Raw genomic sequence first — 17,759 nt, forward strand, 5'->3', positions numbered from 1 at the left:
GCTCCAAATGTATTCTTTTTTACAAAAAATAAAAAACAATAATTTAGTTTTAAGTTATAAAACACAATATAATGTGCTGTATCGGAATCAAATCTTTTGAAAACCCAATATAATAGGTGCTGCCAATGTGTTATTTTTTTGTAAATATATTTTTCTTCACCATGTTACAGGTCTTACTTTTATTTATAAATTTAGATTTCCTTTATCAATGGGTAAACACAATCGCATCAAATGAGTTTTAAAACGATTCAGACTTATTTTAAGTTTTCCAAACAGCAAGGCACAGGGATCTTCTGTTTGTTTTTAATTATCATTTCTTTACAACTCGTTTATTATTTTGGGGATTTTACCAAAGTAACAAAAGAAGATCCAGCGGAACAAAAATGGCTTTCGCTACAATCTGGATTAGATTCCATGAAAAGGAATGTTGAAATTAGGACGCCAAAAGTATATCTCTTTAATCCTAATTTTATAACGGATTATAAAGGGTATAAGTTGGGAATGTCCGTGAAGGAGATTGATCGATTGTTAGCCTTTAGAAAAGAAAATAAATTTGTAAACTCTCCTGAAGAATTTCAAGATGTTACAAAAGTGTCTGATTCTTTATTGCAAGAGATAGCGCCATTTTTTAAATTTCCGGATTGGGTAAATAATAAAAAAGCGCCGAATAAATTTAAAAATTATTCCAATCCGGCTTTCGCCAAAAAAGAAAAAATAGTAGTTCTAGACATAAACCGGGCAACAAAAGAGGATCTAATCAAAATTTACGGTATCGGCGAAGCCATTTCCCTTCGAATTTTAAAACAAAAAGAAACTTTAGGAGGGTTTGTTTCCATGGAACAAATGCAGGATGTGTGGGGATTGTCGCCAGAAGTGATTGAAAATTTGAACGCCCATTTTAAGATCACAACGTTGCCAGAATTTAAGAAAATTGATATCAATAACGCGTCACTAAAAGAGTTGTCACAGTTTTATTATTTCAGATATACTTTGGCAAAGGAAATTGTGACCTACAGAAGTATGAAAGGAGATTTTAACAACATTGAGGATTTAACAAAAATTAAGGGATTTCCTGTTGATAAAGCAAAAATAATTGACTTATATTTGGACTTTGATTAAAAGTCTATAATTTGCTGCTCTAAAATAGTGTAATTTACTGCAAAACGGTCGTTTTGTACTATAATTCTTTTTTAAAATGCGGCTTTATGGTTTGGCTCAAATAAAACTTAAGTCTGAAACGCAAAGCTGCTGCTTTTGGTTTCAATTACATCAATTTGTTAAAAATAATAATAGTTATATGAATTCAAGTTATTTCACAGAAGAACACCAATTATTTAGAGAAAGTTTAAAAGATTTTTTACAAAAAGAAGTTGTGCCTCATATTGAAAAATGGGAAAAAACCGGGTCAATTGAGCGATTTATATGGAAAAAGTTCGGGGAAATGGGCTTTTTTGGAATCGGGTATCCAGAGGTTTATGGCGGACTGAATTTAGATTTATTTTACACCGTTATTTTTCTAGAAGAACTCCAAAAAGTTAAATCATCCGGTTTCGCTGCTGCTATGTGGGCTCACTCTTATTTAGCCATGACTCATTTGAATGCAGAAGGAGACGAAAGAATAAAACAAGATTATTTAGCTCCAAGCATTGCTGGTGACAAGATAGGCGCTTTGTGTATAACAGAACCTTTTGGGGGTAGTGATGTTGCGGGTATGCGCACCAATGCAGTAAAAAAGGGAGACAAATACATTATTAATGGTTCTAAAACATTCATCACAAATGGAGTTTATGCTGATTATTATATAGTGGCTGCAAAAACAAGTCCTGAGCTTGGGAATAAAGGGATTAGTATCTTTTTGATGGATACGAATTTGAAAGGAGTTTCAGCTGTAAAACTAGATAAATTAGGATGGAGAGCTTCCGATACGGCAGAAATTGCATTTGATAATGTAGAAATTCCTGTCGAGAATTTGATGGGAGAGGAAGGAAAGGGCTTTCCGTATATTATGCAACATTTTGCTTTAGAGCGCTTGATTATGGCTATAAATGCCCATGCGAGAGCGGAATATGCGATTGATTATACAATAGAATACATGTCACAACGAGAGGCTTTTGGAAAAAAAATAAATAAATTTCAAGCCTTGAGGCATACGTTAGTAGAGCATGCAACAGAGGTTGAGCATTGTAAAGTATTTAATTATGCTGCTGTTGCGCGATTAGACAAAGGAGAATATGTAGTTAAAGAAGCTACTATGGCTAAATTAAAATCTACTAAAGTTGCAGATGAAACTATTTACAGTTGTTTGCAAATGCTGGGAGGCTATGGTTACATGGAAGAATATCCCTTAGCACGTTTGTTTAGAGACAGTCGTTTGGGGCCAATAGGTGGTGGAACTTCGGAAATTCTTAAGGAGATTTTATCAAAAATGATAATTGATAAGCAAGATTATAAACCAGCGGTGAAATAGTAGTGCCTTTAAAATAAAGTAAAAAAAAGAGTCAATTTTGTTATTGGCTCTTTTTTTTGTGTGAAGGATAGAAGTGGAAATCCTTTTATGAAGCTTTGCGGAGTAAAAGATTGCAACGGATAGCCTGACGGCAAACGCGGATTTGTTTTGGAGCGAAAGGCTGTTTTTGCCGGCACACCAAAAATAAATTGGCAATTAATAACTCATAAGTCAAAATAATGATTACTTTTGCACACTTAAAGAAAGGGGGTGTCTATATTATGTTAATTATACCAATTAAAGACGGAGAAAATATCGATAGAGCGTTAAAACGCTACAAAAGAAAATTTGATAAAACAGGAACTGTTCGTCAACTAAGAGCACGTACTGCTTTTATTAAGCCTTCAGTAACAAATAGAATCAAAATTCAAAAAGCGGCTTATATCCAAAATATGAGAGATAACTTAGAGAGTTAGTCGATTCCATTAAATAAAAATACCGTTAGTCATCAAAATTTTATAACTTTGATGCTAACGGTTTTTTTATGTCTACAAATAAAGATGCATTTCGGGATTACCTCCAGTTGGAGAAGAAATACTCTACACATACCGTCACGGCTTACTGTGATGACCTCGCTTCTTTTGAAGCATTTCATAAAACGCATTTTGATCAAGAAGAAATAGATCAGGTGGGCTACGGCCAAATTAGAAATTGGATTGTAGTATTGGTTAATAGTGCTGTATCTAATGTTTCAGTGAATAGAAAGATGGCTTCTTTGAAAGCTTTTTACAAATTTCTAGTAAAGACAAAGCAAATAGAGACTAGTCCAATGTTGAGGCACAAGGCGCTTAAGGTTCCAAAAATAATACAAATCCCTTTTTCTGAAAAGGAAGTGACCGAGGTTTTGAATCAGCTGCAAACGACGGTTGGTTTTGAGGACATCAGAAATAAGTTACTCATTGATTTGCTCTACACAACAGGGATGCGTCGAGCGGAATTAATTCATCTTAAAATGGCAAATGTTGACTTAGTAAATCGTGTAGTCAAAGTGGTTGGGAAGCGAAACAAAGAACGAATTATTCCTATTTTGCCGGTGATAGCAGATCAATTTAATTGGTATCTGAAAGAACGTACTTCGGTATTGGTGGGTGTTGATGAGGATTATTTTTTTCTCACTAAAAAAGGGTTAAAATTAAATGATTCCTTTGTGTATCGTCTAATTAATTCTTACTTTAGTACTGTCTCTGAAAAAGTAAAAAAAAGTCCACATATATTGCGACATACTTTTGCTACGCATTTATTAAACAATGGAGCAGATTTGAATTCAGTGAAAGAATTATTAGGACATTCTAGTCTGGCGTCTACGCAGATTTATACCCATAATAGTCTTTCAGAGCTTAAAAGTGTATACAAAGAGGCCCACCCTCGCGGGAGGAAGTGATTTTACAAATGTTTAACAATTAAAAAAGATGATTATGAAGGTAAGTGTTCATGCAGTTAACTTTGCTGTTGACAAAAAGCTAGTAGATTTTGTTCAAGAACGATTGGACAAGTTGGAGAAGTATTACGATAAAGTCGTGTCTGCAGATGTTTTTTTAAAAGTTGAAAAGACAAGTGATAAAGAAAATAAAATTGCAGAGATAAAAATTAACGTTCCTGGAGACGATTTTTTAGTTAAAAAACAATGTAAAACATTTGAAGAGGCAGTAGAACTCTCTTCAGAATCACTAGAGCGGTTGCTGGTAAAAAGAAAAGAAAAAATAAGTTCGCATATTTAATATAAATTTTTTTAAAAAATGTTTTGATTGAGAGATAAAATCTATACATTTGCAGTCCGTTAGAAATAGCGGACTTTTTTTATTGAATTGCCAGCGTAGCTCAGTTGGCTAGAGCAGCTGATTTGTAATCAGCAGGTCGTGGGTTCGAGTCCCTCCGCCGGCTCAAGAAAGAGGAAGGTTGTATTACCTCGCAGTATATTTCTTTGAATCCGTAAAGAGGAGAAGTTTATCTCGGGTGAAGATAAGGGGAGACCCTTTACCGAATCAAGACTGTAAGGATTTGACAATAAAAGGAGTAGGGGAGATACTCAAGCGGCCAACGAGGGCAGACTGTAAATCTGCTGTGTAAACTTCGCAGGTTCGAATCCTGCTCTCCCCACCAAAAGAATTTAGATTTTAGAATTTAGATGTCAGGACTGTAAAGTTCTACTATCGAAGACCTAAGATCAGGAATCTAAAATCTTTACCGCCGGTGTAGCTCAGGGGTAGAGTGCTTCCTTGGTAAGGAAGAGGTCTCGGGTTCAATTCCCGACATTGGCTCAAGTAAGTAGGAGATTGAAATTAAATATATAAATAGATTAAAAATTAAGTAAAATGGCAAAAGAAACCTTTAACCGTAACAAGCCCCACTTAAACATTGGTACAATTGGGCACGTGGATCACGGAAAAACTACATTAACTGCAGCGATAACTAAAGTGTTATCTGATGCTGGTTACTGTCAAGCAAAATCATTTGATCAAATTGATAATGCTCCAGAAGAAAAAGAAAGAGGTATTACAATTAATACATCACACGTAGAGTATGAAACTGCTAATCGTCATTACGCTCACGTTGACTGTCCAGGTCACGCGGATTATGTAAAGAACATGGTTACAGGTGCTGCTCAAATGGATGGTGCTATTCTTGTTGTAGCTGCGACTGATGGACCAATGCCACAAACACGTGAGCATATTCTATTAGGCCGTCAGGTAGGTATTCCTAGAATGGTTGTATTCATGAATAAAGTGGATATGGTTGATGATGAGGAATTACTTGAATTAGTTGAGATGGAAATCAGAGACTTATTATCTTTCTACGAATATGATGGAGATAATGGTCCAGTTGTTCAAGGTTCAGCTTTAGGTGGATTGAATAATGATCCAGTTTGGGTACCAAAAATTCTTGAATTGATGGAAGCTGTTGACTCTTGGATTGAAGAGCCAGTAAGAGACGTTGCAAAACCTTTCTTGATGCCTGTTGAAGATGTATTTTCAATCACTGGTCGTGGAACTGTAGCTACAGGTCGTATCGAAACTGGTGTTGCTAATACTGGAGATCCAGTTGAAATCATTGGTATGGGTGCTGAAAAATTGACTTCTACTATTACAGGAGTTGAGATGTTCCGTAAAATCCTGGATAGAGGAGAAGCTGGAGACAACGTAGGTATTCTTTTAAGAGGTATTCAAAAAGAAGACATCAAAAGAGGAATGGTTATTTGTAAGCCAGGTTCGGTTAAACCACATGCTACATTTAAAGCAGAGGTTTATATCTTGAAAAAAGAAGAAGGTGGTCGTCATACGCCATTTCATAATAACTACCGTCCACAGTTCTATGTACGTACAACTGATGTAACAGGTATCATTACTTTGCCAGAAGGTGTAGAGATGGTTATGCCTGGGGATAACTTAACTATTAGTGTTGTATTGCTTAGCGCAATTGCATTAAGTGTTGGTTTACGTTTTGCTATCCGTGAAGGTGGTAGAACAGTAGGTGCTGGTCAGGTAACTGAAATAACAGCATAATTATATTAAATTATATAGCCAGTAACTATTATAATGGTGGTTACTGGCTTTAATACGGGCGTAGTTCAAGGGTAGAATAGCGGTCTCCAAAACCGTTGATGGGGGTTCGAATCCCTCCGCCCGTGCAAAAAAACAAATCATAATGACAAAAGTTGTAAATTACATATCGGAAGCATTTGAGGAATTAAAGTCAAATGTAACTTGGCCAGCTTGGCCTGAGGTGCAACGTCTAACAATTGTTGTTGCTGTCTTTTCAGTATTGTTCGCCTTGGCAACTTGGGGAGTAGACGAAATTTTTGCAAAAGCTTTAGCTGGATTTTTTAACTGGATAAAAGCTTAAATTTTTTGTTATGGCAGATAATAATATTAAAAAGTGGTATGTCGTTAGAGCAGTAAGCGGACAAGAAAATAAGGTGAAAGCATACATCGAGACCGAAATCGCAAGATTAGGTATGGGTGATTATGTTTCCCAAGTTTTAGTTCCTACTGAAAAAGTCGTTACCGTTAAAGAAGGAAAAAAAATAATCAAAGACAAAGTTTATTTTCCGGGTTATGTTATGATTGAGGCAAATCTTATTGGAGAAATACCTCATATTATTAAGTCTATAACAAGCGTTATTGGATTTTTAGGGGAAATTAAAGGGGGAGAGCCTGTTCCTTTAAGAATTTCAGAAGTAAACAGAATGTTAGGCAAGGTGGATGAGTTAGCGGTTAATACCGATACGCGTGCAATACCTTTTAATATTGGAGAAACAATTAAGGTTGTTGATGGTCCTTTCAATGGGTTTAACGGAACTGTTGAGAAAATTAATGAAGAAAAGCGTAAACTAGAGGTAATGGTAAAGATTTTCGGAAGAAAAACACCATTAGAGTTGAGTTTTATGCAAGTTGAAAAAGTATAATTTTTGTTACATCTATAATATCCATTGCAATCGCTTCCAATGATTGTAATGTTAAATTTTTAAAAAATGGCTAAAGAAATTAGTAAGGTAGTTAAACTACAAGTTAAGGGAGGTGCTGCGAATCCATCGCCACCGGTTGGACCTGCTTTAGGAGCTGCTGGGGTAAACATCATGGAGTTTTGCAAGCAATTTAATGCAAGAACTCAGGATAAACCCGGCAAAATATGCCCAGTACAAATTACTGTGTATAAAGACAAATCATTTGATTTTGTTGTAAAAACTCCTCCAGCAGCAGTTCAGTTAATGGAAGCTGCAAAGCTAAAATCTGGTTCTGGTGAGCCTAATCGTAAAAAAGTAGCTAGTGTTACTTGGGAACAAATTAGAGCTATTGCTGAAGACAAGATGCCTGACTTAAATGCATTCACTATGGAGTCTGCAATGAGTATGGTTGCTGGAACAGCTAGATCTATGGGTATAACTGTATCAGGAGACGCTCCTTTTTAATTAAGAGAAAGACATGGCAAAATTGACAAAAAAGCAAAAAGAGGCTGCTTCAAAAATTGAAAAGAACAAACTATACTCTCTTAAAGATGCTGCGGCATTGATAAAAGTAGTTGCTTCTGCAAAATTTGATGAGTCTGTTGATATCGCAGTACGTTTGGGTGTAGATCCAAGAAAAGCGAATCAAATGGTTAGAGGTGTGGTAACATTACCTCATGGAACTGGTAAAGACGTTAAAGTATTAGCATTGGTTACTCCAGATAAAGAAGCGGAAGCTTTAGCAGCTGGTGCAGACTTTGTAGGTCTTGACGATTATTTACAAAAAATCAAAGATGGTTGGACAGATGTTGATGTAATTATCACAATGCCTTCTGTTATGGGTAAATTAGGTCCATTAGGTCGTATTTTAGGACCTAGAGGTTTAATGCCTAACCCTAAGACAGGTACTGTAACTATGGATGTTGCAAAAGCTGTTGCTGAGGTTAAAGCTGGTAAAATCGATTTCAAAGTCGATAAAACTGGTATAGTGCATGCAGGAATTGGAAAAGTTTCTTTTGGAACAGAACAAATCATTGACAATGCTCACGAAATTATTCAAACATTAATCAAACTTAAACCAACTGCGGCTAAAGGAACTTACATTAAAAGTATTTACCTAACTAGCACAATGAGTCCTGCAATTGCATTGGATCCTAAAGCAGTATAATTGGTAGTTAAAAATTTTTAGTATGACTAGAGAAGAAAAATCAATCGCGATTGAAGTTTTAACTGCACAGTTAGCCGGTACAAACATTGTTTATGTATCTGATATTTCTGGTATGAATGCAGAATCTACTTCAAACTTGAGAAGGGCTTGTTACAAAGCAGGTATAAAATTAGAGGTTGTAAAAAATACGTTGCTTGCAAAAGCAATGGAGGCTTCTGCTAATGATTATGGTGATTTACCTTCAGTTTTGACAGGTAACAGTGCTATCTTTATTTCAGACGTTGCAAATGCACCTGGAAAAATAATTAAAGATTTCAGAAAAAAATCTGCAACCCCATTATTAAAGGGTGCCTATATTAACGCTGAAATTTACATTGGTGACGATCAATTAGATGCATTAGCAACTATTAAATCTAAAGAAGAGCTTATCGGCGAACTTATTGGTTTATTGCAAGCACCAGCACAAAGAGTTATTTCTGCTCTTCAAAACCAATTTGCGAAAAGCGAAGAGGCTACAGAAGAAGTAGAAGCATAATAAAAAATAGAGTTCTCTCTACTTTTTATTAATTAAAAAGCGCACAATAAATAAATTATATTTTTACAAATCATTTTAAAACGATAGAAAAAATGGCAGATTTGAAACAATTCGCAGAACAATTAGTTAACCTAACAGTAAAAGAAGTTAACGAATTAGCAACAATATTAAAAGATGAGTACGGAATCGAACCAGCTGCTGCAGCTGTAGTAGTTTCAGGAGGTGGCGAAGCTGCTGCTGAAGATGTTCAAACAGAATTTACAGTTGTATTAAAAGCAGCAGGTGCTTCTAAATTAGCTGTAGTGAAATTGGTTAAAGAACTTACAGGTTTAGGTTTGAAAGAAGCTAAAGATGTAGTAGATAGCGCACCAAGCAACGTTAAAGAAGGAGTTTCTAAAGAAGAAGCTGAAGGTCTTAAAAAATCTTTAGAAGAAGCTGGAGCTGAGGTTGAACTTAAATAGTTAAAATCAGTTTTAAGAATAAGGTTTAGGTCTTGGGTTTAATCACCCAATGACCTAAACCATTTTTCGTATAACAAAAGGCTGCCTTGTGTACTTGCATTTTAGTCTTTTAAATAAATTCATTTTACCCATTACGAGGAAAAAAAATTAACAGATAATAAGAAAGTAGTTATCTTAAATTGGTTTTTAAAGATGTAACGGTTGTAAAAGAAAAGTGTAAATAAATACTATTTACATAAAAAAAATTACTTTTTTAATCAAAATTTTGTCCATTGATGCTAACAAATCAGACTGAAAGATTGAATTTTGCCTCTACAAAAAATATTCCTGACTATCCAGATTTTCTAGATGTTCAGGTTAAATCGTTTAAAGATTTTTTTCAATTAGAAACTAAATCTGACGAAAGAGGTGACGAAGGGCTTTACAATACCTTCATGGAAAATTTCCCAATTACTGATACAAGAAATAACTTTGTATTGGAATTCCTTGATTATTTTGTAGATCCACCACGTTATACTATTCAAGAATGTATAGAAAGAGGACTTACTTATAGTGTGCCTTTAAAAGCAAGGTTAAAACTATATTGTACAGATCCAGAACATGAAGATTTTGAAACTATTGTTCAAGATGTCTATCTTGGTACAATTCCTTATATGACGCCAAGTGGTACCTTTGTTATTAATGGTGCTGAGCGTGTAGTTGTTTCGCAATTACACAGATCTCCTGGAGTTTTCTTTGGTCAATCATTCCATGCAAATGGAACAAAATTGTATTCTGCCAGAGTAATTCCTTTTAAAGGTTCTTGGATAGAATTTTCTACAGATATAAACAGTGTAATGTATGCTTATATTGACAGAAAGAAAAAATTACCTGTAACTACTTTATTTCGTGCAATTGGATTTGAAAGAGACAAGGATATCCTTGAGATTTTTGATCTTGCAGAGGAAATTAAGGTTTCTAAAACAGGACTTAAAAAGTATATCGGTAGAAAATTAGCGGCTCGTGTATTGAATACATGGCATGAAGATTTTGTTGATGAAGATACTGGTGAAGTAGTTTCTATCGAACGTAACGAAATTATCCTTGATAGAGATACCATTATCGACAAAGATAATGTAGAAGAAATCATTGATTCTAACGTTAAATCTATTTTGTTGCATAAAGAAGATGCTAATCAAGGTGATTATGCCATCATTCATAATACGCTACAAAAAGATCCAACAAACTCTGAAAAAGAGGCTGTTGAACATATCTACAGACAATTGCGTAACGCTGAACCGCCTGATGAAGAAACGGCTCGTGGTATTATTGATAAATTGTTCTTCTCTGACCAACGTTATAACTTAGGTGAAGTAGGTCGTTACAGAATTAATAAAAAATTAGGGTTGGATACTCCAATGGAAAAGCAAGTCTTGACCAAAGAGGATATCATAACTATCGTGAAATATTTGATTGAATTGATCAACTCTAAAGCAGAGATTGATGATATTGATCACTTATCAAACCGTCGTGTAAGAACAGTTGGTGAACAATTGTCTCAACAATTCGGTGTTGGTTTAGCACGTATGGCTAGAACCATTAGAGAGCGTATGAACGTTAGAGATAACGAGGTGTTTACGCCAATTGACTTGATTAATGCAAAAACATTATCGTCAGTTATCAACTCTTTCTTTGGAACAAACCAGTTGTCGCAGTTCATGGATCAAACCAATCCACTTGCTGAGATTACGCACAAAAGAAGATTATCTGCACTAGGACCAGGTGGACTTTCAAGAGAAAGAGCTGGATTTGAAGTACGTGATGTTCACTATACGCATTACGGACGTTTGTGTCCAATTGAAACTCCTGAGGGACCAAACATTGGTTTGATATCCTCTCTTGGGGTTTATGCTAAAGTAAACGGAATGGGTTTCATTGAAACACCATACCGTAAAGTAACTAACGGAACTGTTGATTTAGTTTCTACTCCAGTTTACTTAAGTGCTGAAGAAGAAGAAGGAATGTTAATTGCTCAAGCAAACATTCAAATGGATGCTACTGGGAAAATTACTGCCGAAGACGTTATTGCACGTCAGGAAGGTGATTTCCCAGTAATTGAGCCAACAAGAGTGGATTACACAGATGTTGCTCCAAATCAAATTGCTTCTATTTCAGCTTCATTGATTCCTTTCTTGGAACATGATGATGCGAATAGAGCCTTGATGGGATCTAACATGATGCGTCAGGCCGTACCATTAATTCGTCCTGAAGCTCCAATTGTTGGAACAGGTTTAGAGCGTCAAGTAGCTTCTGATTCTAGAGTATTGATTAATGCTGAAGGAGATGGAGTTATAGAATATGTGGATGCAAATATTATCACTATCAAATACGATCGTTCTGAAGAAGAAAGAATGGTAAGTTTTGAGTCTGATGAAAAAACATATAATCTAATTAAATTTAGAAAAACCAATCAAGGTACAAGCATCAACCTGAAACCGATCGTAAGAAAAGGGGATAGAGTAGTGCCTGGACAAGTATTATCAGAAGGATATGCGACTCAAAATGGTGAATTAGCTTTAGGTCGTAACCTAAAAGTTGCTTTTATGCCATGGAAAGGATACAACTTTGAGGATGCGATTGTAATTTCTGAAAAAGTAGTTCGTGACGATATTTTTACCTCTATTCACGTCGATGATTATTCATTAGAAGTTAGAGATACTAAATTAGGTAACGAGGAATTGACGAATGATATACCAAACGTTTCTGAAGAAGCTACTAAAGATTTAGATGAAAATGGTATGATTAGAATTGGAGCCGAGGTTAAACCTGGTGACATTTTGATCGGTAAAATTACTCCAAAAGGGGAATCAGATCCTACTCCAGAAGAGAAATTGCTTCGTGCAATCTTCGGGGATAAAGCAGGTGATGTAAAAGATGCTTCATTGAAAGCGTCTCCTTCTTTACATGGTGTTGTTTTAGATAAAAAATTGTTCGCAAGAGCTGTAAAAGATAAGCGTAAACGTACTCAGGATAAAGATGCTTTAGGAGCACTTGAAATGGAGTTTGAAGTTAAATTTGTTGAATTAAAAGACAAATTAGTGGAAAAACTTTTCTTGATCGTAAACGGAAAAACATCTCAAGGGGTAATGAATGATTTGGGTGAAGAAGTTTTACCAAAAGGTAAAAAATACACTCAAAAAATGCTTTATGCTGTGGAAGATTTTGCTCACTTAAGTAAAGGGCAATGGGTTGCTGATGATGCAACTAATAAAATGGTTAATGATTTGATTCATAACTATAAAATTAAATTGAACGATTTACAAGGTGCATTACGTAGAGAGAAATTCACTATTACTGTTGGAGATGAATTGCCAGCAGGGATTTTGAAATTAGCGAAAGTATATATTGCCAAAAAACGTAAGTTGAAAGTTGGGGATAAAATGGCGGGACGTCACGGTAACAAAGGTATTGTTGCTCGTATCGTTCGTCATGAAGATATGCCTTTCCTTGAAGACGGAACACCAGTTGATATCGTATTGAACCCACTTGGGGTACCTTCACGTATGAACATTGGTCAAATTTATGAAACGGTACTGGGTTGGGCTGGACAAAACTTGGGTAGAAAATTTGCTACTCCAATTTTTGACGGAGCATCTCTTGATCAAATCAATGCATTGACTGATGAAGCTGGAGTGCCACGTTTCGGACATACTTATCTTTATGATGGTGGTACAGGAGAGCGTTTCCACCAAGCGGCAACAGTTGGAGTAATTTATATGTTGAAACTTGGACACATGGTTGACGATAAAATGCACGCACGTTCTATAGGTCCATACTCGTTGATTACTCAACAACCACTTGGAGGTAAAGCTCAATTTGGAGGTCAACGTTTTGGAGAGATGGAGGTTTGGGCACTTGAAGCTTATGGAGCATCAAGTACGCTTAGAGAAATCTTGACTGTGAAGTCTGATGATGTTATCGGTAGAGCTAAAACTTACGAAGCAATCGTAAAAGGAGAGTCTATGCCAGAACCAGGATTACCAGAATCATTCAATGTATTAATGCATGAATTGAAAGGTCTTGGACTTGATATTCGTTTAGAAGAATAAATAATAGTTGAAGTAATCAGTTCCAATTTTTTATTGGGACTGATTACTCATTTATAAAAGTTTTTAGGATTTATACCCGTAAATCGTTCCGATTTTTTATAAAACTTCAATTGGTTTTATAATTAGCACTTCAAAATTTTTATTTGAAGTTTAGAGAAGTAATTCGAGGTAATAGTTTAATGATTTAAGAAAGTCATAAATCTACAATCAATTTTTAATTGCAAATAAATCAATAGTAAAAACTATGATGAATAATAGAAATAATAACAATAAAGATAAAAACCCTGTAAAAAGGTTTAATAAAATCTCAATAGGCCTTGCTTCTCCTGAATCGATTTTGAAAGAATCAAGAGGTGAAGTATTGAAACCTGAAACCATCAACTACAGAACGCACAAACCAGAGCGTGATGGTCTTTTCTGCGAGCGTATTTTCGGACCAGTAAAAGATTTTGAATGTGCTTGTGGTAAGTATAAAAGAATACGTTACAAAGGGATCATCTGTGACCGTTGTGGTGTTGAAGTTACGGAGAAAAAAGTACGTAGAGATAGAGTAGGTCACATCAACCTTGTTGTGCCAATTGCTCATATCTGGTATTTCCGTTCTCTTCCAAATAAAATTGGTTATATACTTGGACTTCCTTCTAAGAAATTAGATATGATTATTTACTACGAAAGATACGTAGTAATCCAAGCCGGTATTGCTAAAAATGCAGAAGGTGAATCAGTACAAAGATTGGACTTCCTTACAGAAGAAGAATATTTAAATATTTTAGATACACTTCCTGCTGACAATCAATATCTTGATGATTTTGATCCAAATAAATTTGTTGCCAAAATGGGAGCAGAGTGTATTATGGATTTATTGGCAAGAATCGATTTAGATCAATTGTCTTACCAATTGAGACATAATGCGAACAATGAGACGTCTAAACAACGTAAAACGGAAGCATTAAAAAGATTACAAGTTGTGGAATCTTTCCGGGAGTCTAACTTGAACCGTGAGAATCGTCCAGAATGGATGATTATGAAAGTGGTACCAGTTATTCCACCAGAATTGCGTCCGCTTGTGCCACTTGATGGAGGTCGTTTTGCAACTTCAGATTTAAATGATTTATACCGTCGTGTAATCATCCGTAACAACCGTTTAAAAAGATTAATGGAGATTAAAGCTCCAGAAGTTATCTTAAGAAACGAAAAACGTATGTTGCAGGAATCTGTAGATTCACTTTTCGATAATACGCGTAAAGCTTCTGCAGTAAAAACAGAATCAAACAGACCATTAAAATCTTTATCTGACTCATTAAAAGGAAAACAAGGTCGTTTCCGTCAAAACTTACTTGGAAAACGTGTGGATTATTCTGCTCGTTCGGTAATTGTTGTCGGACCTGAATTAAAATTATCTGAGTGTGGTATCCCTAAAGATATGGCAGCAGAATTATACAAACCTTTCGTTATCCGTAAATTGATAGAAAGAGGGATTGTAAAAACGGTAAAATCAGCTAAGAAAATAATAGATAAGAAAGAGCCCGTAGTATGGGACATCCTTGAAAATGTAATTAAAGGGCATCCAATATTACTGAATCGTGCTCCTACTTTGCACAGATTAGGTATCCAAGCATTTCAACCAAAATTAATTGAAGGAAAAGCAATCCAATTGCACCCTTTAGTTTGTACTGCATTTAATGCGGATTTTGATGGGGATCAAATGGCAGTTCACTTGCCACTAGGACCAGAAGCTATTTTGGAAGCACAATTGTTAATGTTGGGTTCTCACAATATTCTGAATCCTGCTAATGGAGCTCCAATTACGGTACCTTCTCAAGACATGGTGCTTGGTCTTTATTATATGACCAAAGAGCGTTTGTCAACTCCTGAACTTAAAATTTTAGGAGAAGGAATCACTTTTTATTCTGCTGAAGAAGTAAATATTGCTTTGAATGAAGGTAGAGTAGAATTGAATGCTCGTGTTCGAATAAGAGCTAAGGATTTCAATGAAGCTGGGGAATTAGTTTTTAAAATTATTCAAACAACTGCGGGTCGTGTATTATTTAATGAAGTAGTACCGGAAGCAGCTGGATATATCAATGATGTATTGACTAAGAAAAATCTTAGAGACATTATTGGGCACGTTTTAAGTTCTACTGATGTACCTACAACAGCGGCTTTCTTGGATAACATGAAAGACATGGGATACAAATTTGCCTTCAAAGGTGGATTGTCATTCTCTTTAGGTGATATTAGAATTCCAGATCAAAAACCAAAATTAATTGCAGACGCCAGAGAACAAGTTCAAGGTATTTCTGCAAATTATAACATGGGTCTTATTACCAATAACGAACGTTACAACCAAGTTATTGATGTATGGACTTCAGCAAATGCTCAATTGACAGAGTTAGCAATGAAAAACATTAGAGAAGACCAACAAGGTTTCAACTCAGTGTATATGATGCTTGATTCTGGAGCAAGGGGTTCCAAAGAACAAATTCGTCAGTTAACTGGTATGCGTGGTTTGATGGCTAAGCCTAAAAAATCGACTGCTGGTGGTGGTGAAATTATTGAAAACCCGATTCTTTCTAACTTTAAAGAAGGTCTTTCGATCCTTGAGTACTTTATTTCTACTCACGGTGCGCGTAAAGGTCTTGCGGATACAGCTTTGAAAACGGCAGATGCAGGATACTTAACAAGAAGATTGCATGATGTATCGCAAGATGTTATTGTTAATATCGATGATTGTGGTACACTTAGAGGTGTTGAAGTCTCAGCATTGAAGAAAAATGAAGAAATTGTTGAAACATTAGGAGAAAGAATATTAGGTCGTGTAGTGCTACAAGACTTAATCAATCCATTGAATAATGAAATTTTAATTCATTCTGGTCAGCAAATTACAGAAGTTATAATGAAAGCAATTGATGCTTCTCCTATCGAGAAAGTAGAAGTTCGTTCTCCATTAACTTGTGAAGCGTTGAAAGGGATTTGTGCTAAATGTTACGGTAGAAATTTAGCTACTGGAAAAATGACACAAAGAGGAGAAGCTGTTGGTGTAATTGCAGCACAGTCTATTGGAGAACCTGGTACACAATTAACATTACGTACTTTTCACGTTGGTGGGGTTGCGGGTGGTATATCCGAAGAGTCAAGTATCATTACCAAATTTAATGGTAAACTTGAAATAGAAGATTTAAAAACCGTTAAGGGAGAAGATAGTGAAGGAAATGCAGTTGATATTGTAGTTTCTCGTTCTACTGAATTGAAATTAATTGATGAAAGAACAGGTATTTTATTAAGTACCAATAATATTCCTTACGGATCCTCCATTTTCGTAAAAGACGGTCAGTCTGTCGTTAAAGGCGATGTGATTTGTAAATGGGATCCATACAATGGAGTTATTGTTTCTGAATTCACTGGTAAAATTGCTTACGAAGAGTTAGAGCAAGGTCAATCATTCATGGTTGAAATTGATGAGCAAACTGGTTTCCAAGAAAAAGTAATTTCTGAATCAAGAGCTAAAAAATTAATTCCAACTTTATTGGTTTACGGTAAAGACAATGAATTGATTCGTTCTTATAACTTACCAGTTGGAGCCCACTTGATGGTTGAAAACGGGGAGAAAATTAAAGCAGGTAAGGTATTGGTAAAAATCCCACGTCGTTCTTCTAAATCTGGAGATATTACAGGAGGTTTACCTAGAATTACAGAGTTGTTAGAAGCTCGTAATCCTTCAAACCCAGCAGTTGTTTCTGAAATTGATGGTGTTGTTTCTTTTGGAAAAATCAAAAGAGGGAATCGTGAGGTTGTTATCGAATCTAAGTTCGGTGATATTAGAAAATACTTGGTTAAATTATCAAGTCAAATTCTAGTTCAAGAGAATGACTTCGTTAGAGCAGGTGTACCTTTATCTGATGGAGCTATTACTCCAGATGATATTTTAAGAATTCAAGGACCAGCGGCTGTTCAACAGTATTTGGTAAATGAAATTCAAGAAGTATACCGTTTGCAAGGGGTGAAAATTAATGATAAACACTTTGAAGTAGTAATACGTCAAATGATGCGTAAAGTTAGAGTTCAAGATCCAGGTGATACTTTATTCTTAGAAGATCAATTGATTCACACTAAAGATTTTATCGTTCAGAACGACAAATTATACGGTATGAAAGTGGTTGAAGATGCTGGAGATTCTAGTGCGCTTAAAGAAGGTCAGATTATTACGCCTCGTGAGTTGCGTGATGAGAACTCTTTATTGAAACGTACGGATAAAAATCTTGTTGTAGCTCGTGATGTTGTTACTGCAACAGCAACGCCAGTTTTACAAGGTATTACAAGAGCATCACTTCAAACAAAATCATTTATCTCTGCTGCATCTTTCCAAGAAACGACTAAAGTATTGAATGAAGCTGCTGTTGCAGGTAAAATCGATTACTTAGAAGGATTGAAAGAAAATGTAATTGTTGGACATAGAATCCCTGCCGGAACGGGTATGAGAGAATATGATAATACAATTGTAGGTTCAAAAGAGGATTACAATGATATGATGGCTAACAAAGAAGAATATATTTATTAAGG

14 protein-coding genes and 4 tRNA genes are annotated in these 17,759 nt (G+C 35.4%); all 18 read left to right on the plus strand.

Annotated features, from left to right (window positions below; translation table 11 throughout):
• Positions 1-231 precede the first annotated feature (231 nt).
• Positions 232-1,119: a helix-hairpin-helix domain-containing protein gene (locus tag IWX83_RS07615; protein ID WP_196828819.1), complete on the plus strand. Its 888-nt coding sequence runs from the start codon at positions 232-234 to the stop codon at positions 1,117-1,119.
• A 178-nt stretch (positions 1,120-1,297) separates the two neighbouring features.
• Entirely contained in the window at positions 1,298-2,467 is a 1,170-nt protein-coding gene (locus IWX83_RS07620; RefSeq protein ID WP_066082302.1) for an acyl-CoA dehydrogenase family protein, read from the plus strand.
• 260 nt (positions 2,468-2,727) lie between these two features.
• The gene (gene rpsU, locus IWX83_RS07625; protein WP_035670421.1) at positions 2,728-2,922 is read left to right on the plus strand and encodes a 30S ribosomal protein S21; all 195 of its coding nucleotides are present in this window, start codon (positions 2,728-2,730) and stop codon (positions 2,920-2,922) included.
• Positions 2,923-2,990: 68 nt separating this feature from the next.
• Positions 2,991-3,887 (plus strand): tyrosine-type recombinase/integrase, encoded by an 897-nt coding sequence (locus tag IWX83_RS07630; RefSeq protein WP_196828821.1) that lies wholly within the window; start codon positions 2,991-2,993, stop codon positions 3,885-3,887.
• Between the two features lie 34 nt (positions 3,888-3,921).
• Entirely contained in the window at positions 3,922-4,224 is a 303-nt protein-coding gene (gene hpf / locus IWX83_RS07635) for a ribosome hibernation-promoting factor, HPF/YfiA family (protein ID WP_073354720.1), read from the plus strand.
• 89 nt (positions 4,225-4,313) lie between these two features.
• Positions 4,314-4,387, plus strand: a tRNA-Thr gene (locus IWX83_RS07640).
• Between the two features lie 135 nt (positions 4,388-4,522).
• Positions 4,523-4,606, plus strand: a tRNA-Tyr gene (locus IWX83_RS07645).
• Between the two features lie 86 nt (positions 4,607-4,692).
• Positions 4,693-4,764 (plus strand) — tRNA-Thr (locus IWX83_RS07650).
• Positions 4,765-4,818: 54 nt separating this feature from the next.
• On the plus strand, positions 4,819-6,006 hold the full coding sequence (gene tuf / locus IWX83_RS07655) for an elongation factor Tu (RefSeq protein ID WP_073354708.1): 1,188 nt from the start codon (positions 4,819-4,821) through the stop codon (positions 6,004-6,006).
• Between the two features lie 54 nt (positions 6,007-6,060).
• Positions 6,061-6,131, plus strand: a tRNA-Trp gene (locus tag IWX83_RS07660).
• 17 nt (positions 6,132-6,148) lie between these two features.
• Positions 6,149-6,346 (plus strand): preprotein translocase subunit SecE, encoded by a 198-nt coding sequence (secE, locus tag IWX83_RS07665; RefSeq protein WP_066082297.1) that lies wholly within the window; start codon positions 6,149-6,151, stop codon positions 6,344-6,346.
• A 10-nt stretch (positions 6,347-6,356) separates the two neighbouring features.
• Positions 6,357-6,908, plus strand: coding sequence for a transcription termination/antitermination protein NusG (gene nusG, locus IWX83_RS07670; RefSeq protein WP_066082295.1), 552 nt, complete (start codon positions 6,357-6,359; stop codon positions 6,906-6,908).
• 66 nt (positions 6,909-6,974) lie between these two features.
• Positions 6,975-7,412, plus strand: coding sequence for a 50S ribosomal protein L11 (gene rplK, locus IWX83_RS07675; RefSeq protein WP_066082293.1), 438 nt, complete (start codon positions 6,975-6,977; stop codon positions 7,410-7,412).
• 13 nt (positions 7,413-7,425) lie between these two features.
• On the plus strand, positions 7,426-8,115 hold the full coding sequence (gene rplA / locus IWX83_RS07680; RefSeq protein WP_066082291.1) for a 50S ribosomal protein L1: 690 nt from the start codon (positions 7,426-7,428) through the stop codon (positions 8,113-8,115).
• Positions 8,116-8,137: 22 nt separating this feature from the next.
• Positions 8,138-8,650, plus strand: coding sequence for a 50S ribosomal protein L10 (gene rplJ / locus IWX83_RS07685; protein ID WP_091259083.1), 513 nt, complete (start codon positions 8,138-8,140; stop codon positions 8,648-8,650).
• 92 nt (positions 8,651-8,742) lie between these two features.
• Positions 8,743-9,111, plus strand: a complete 369-nt coding sequence (gene rplL, locus IWX83_RS07690) for a 50S ribosomal protein L7/L12 (RefSeq protein ID WP_039109063.1) — start codon at positions 8,743-8,745, stop codon at positions 9,109-9,111.
• Between the two features lie 275 nt (positions 9,112-9,386).
• Positions 9,387-13,199 carry a DNA-directed RNA polymerase subunit beta gene (gene rpoB / locus IWX83_RS07695; protein WP_196828823.1) on the plus strand — a complete coding sequence of 1,271 codons (3,813 nt, stop codon included), beginning with the start codon at positions 9,387-9,389 and terminating at the stop codon, positions 13,197-13,199.
• 244 nt (positions 13,200-13,443) lie between these two features.
• Entirely contained in the window at positions 13,444-17,757 is a 4,314-nt protein-coding gene (rpoC, locus tag IWX83_RS07700; RefSeq protein ID WP_196828825.1) for a DNA-directed RNA polymerase subunit beta', read from the plus strand.
• Positions 17,758-17,759 lie beyond the last annotated feature (2 nt).

Source organism: Flavobacterium sp. CG_9.1 (assembly GCF_015751645.1).
Taxonomy (GTDB): domain Bacteria; phylum Bacteroidota; class Bacteroidia; order Flavobacteriales; family Flavobacteriaceae; genus Flavobacterium; species Flavobacterium xanthum.

Bases quoted from the DNA above. Each gene is read 5' to 3' on its own strand.
- IWX83_RS07615 (WP_196828819.1), top strand. From the start codon at position 232: ATGAGTTTTAAAACGATTCAGACTTATTTTAAGTTTTCCAAACAGCAA.
- IWX83_RS07620 (WP_066082302.1), top strand. From the start codon at position 1,298: ATGAATTCAAGTTATTTCACAGAAGAACACCAATTATTTAGAGAAAGT.
- rpsU (WP_035670421.1), top strand. From the start codon at position 2,728: ATGTTAATTATACCAATTAAAGACGGAGAAAATATCGATAGAGCGTTA.
- IWX83_RS07630 (WP_196828821.1), top strand. From the start codon at position 2,991: ATGTCTACAAATAAAGATGCATTTCGGGATTACCTCCAGTTGGAGAAG.
- hpf (WP_073354720.1), top strand. From the start codon at position 3,922: ATGAAGGTAAGTGTTCATGCAGTTAACTTTGCTGTTGACAAAAAGCTA.
- tuf (WP_073354708.1), top strand. From the start codon at position 4,819: ATGGCAAAAGAAACCTTTAACCGTAACAAGCCCCACTTAAACATTGGT.
- secE (WP_066082297.1), top strand. From the start codon at position 6,149: ATGACAAAAGTTGTAAATTACATATCGGAAGCATTTGAGGAATTAAAG.
- nusG (WP_066082295.1), top strand. From the start codon at position 6,357: ATGGCAGATAATAATATTAAAAAGTGGTATGTCGTTAGAGCAGTAAGC.
- rplK (WP_066082293.1), top strand. From the start codon at position 6,975: ATGGCTAAAGAAATTAGTAAGGTAGTTAAACTACAAGTTAAGGGAGGT.
- rplA (WP_066082291.1), top strand. From the start codon at position 7,426: ATGGCAAAATTGACAAAAAAGCAAAAAGAGGCTGCTTCAAAAATTGAA.
- rplJ (WP_091259083.1), top strand. From the start codon at position 8,138: ATGACTAGAGAAGAAAAATCAATCGCGATTGAAGTTTTAACTGCACAG.
- rplL (WP_039109063.1), top strand. From the start codon at position 8,743: ATGGCAGATTTGAAACAATTCGCAGAACAATTAGTTAACCTAACAGTA.
- rpoB (WP_196828823.1), top strand. From the start codon at position 9,387: ATGCTAACAAATCAGACTGAAAGATTGAATTTTGCCTCTACAAAAAAT.
- rpoC (WP_196828825.1), top strand. From the start codon at position 13,444: ATGATGAATAATAGAAATAATAACAATAAAGATAAAAACCCTGTAAAA.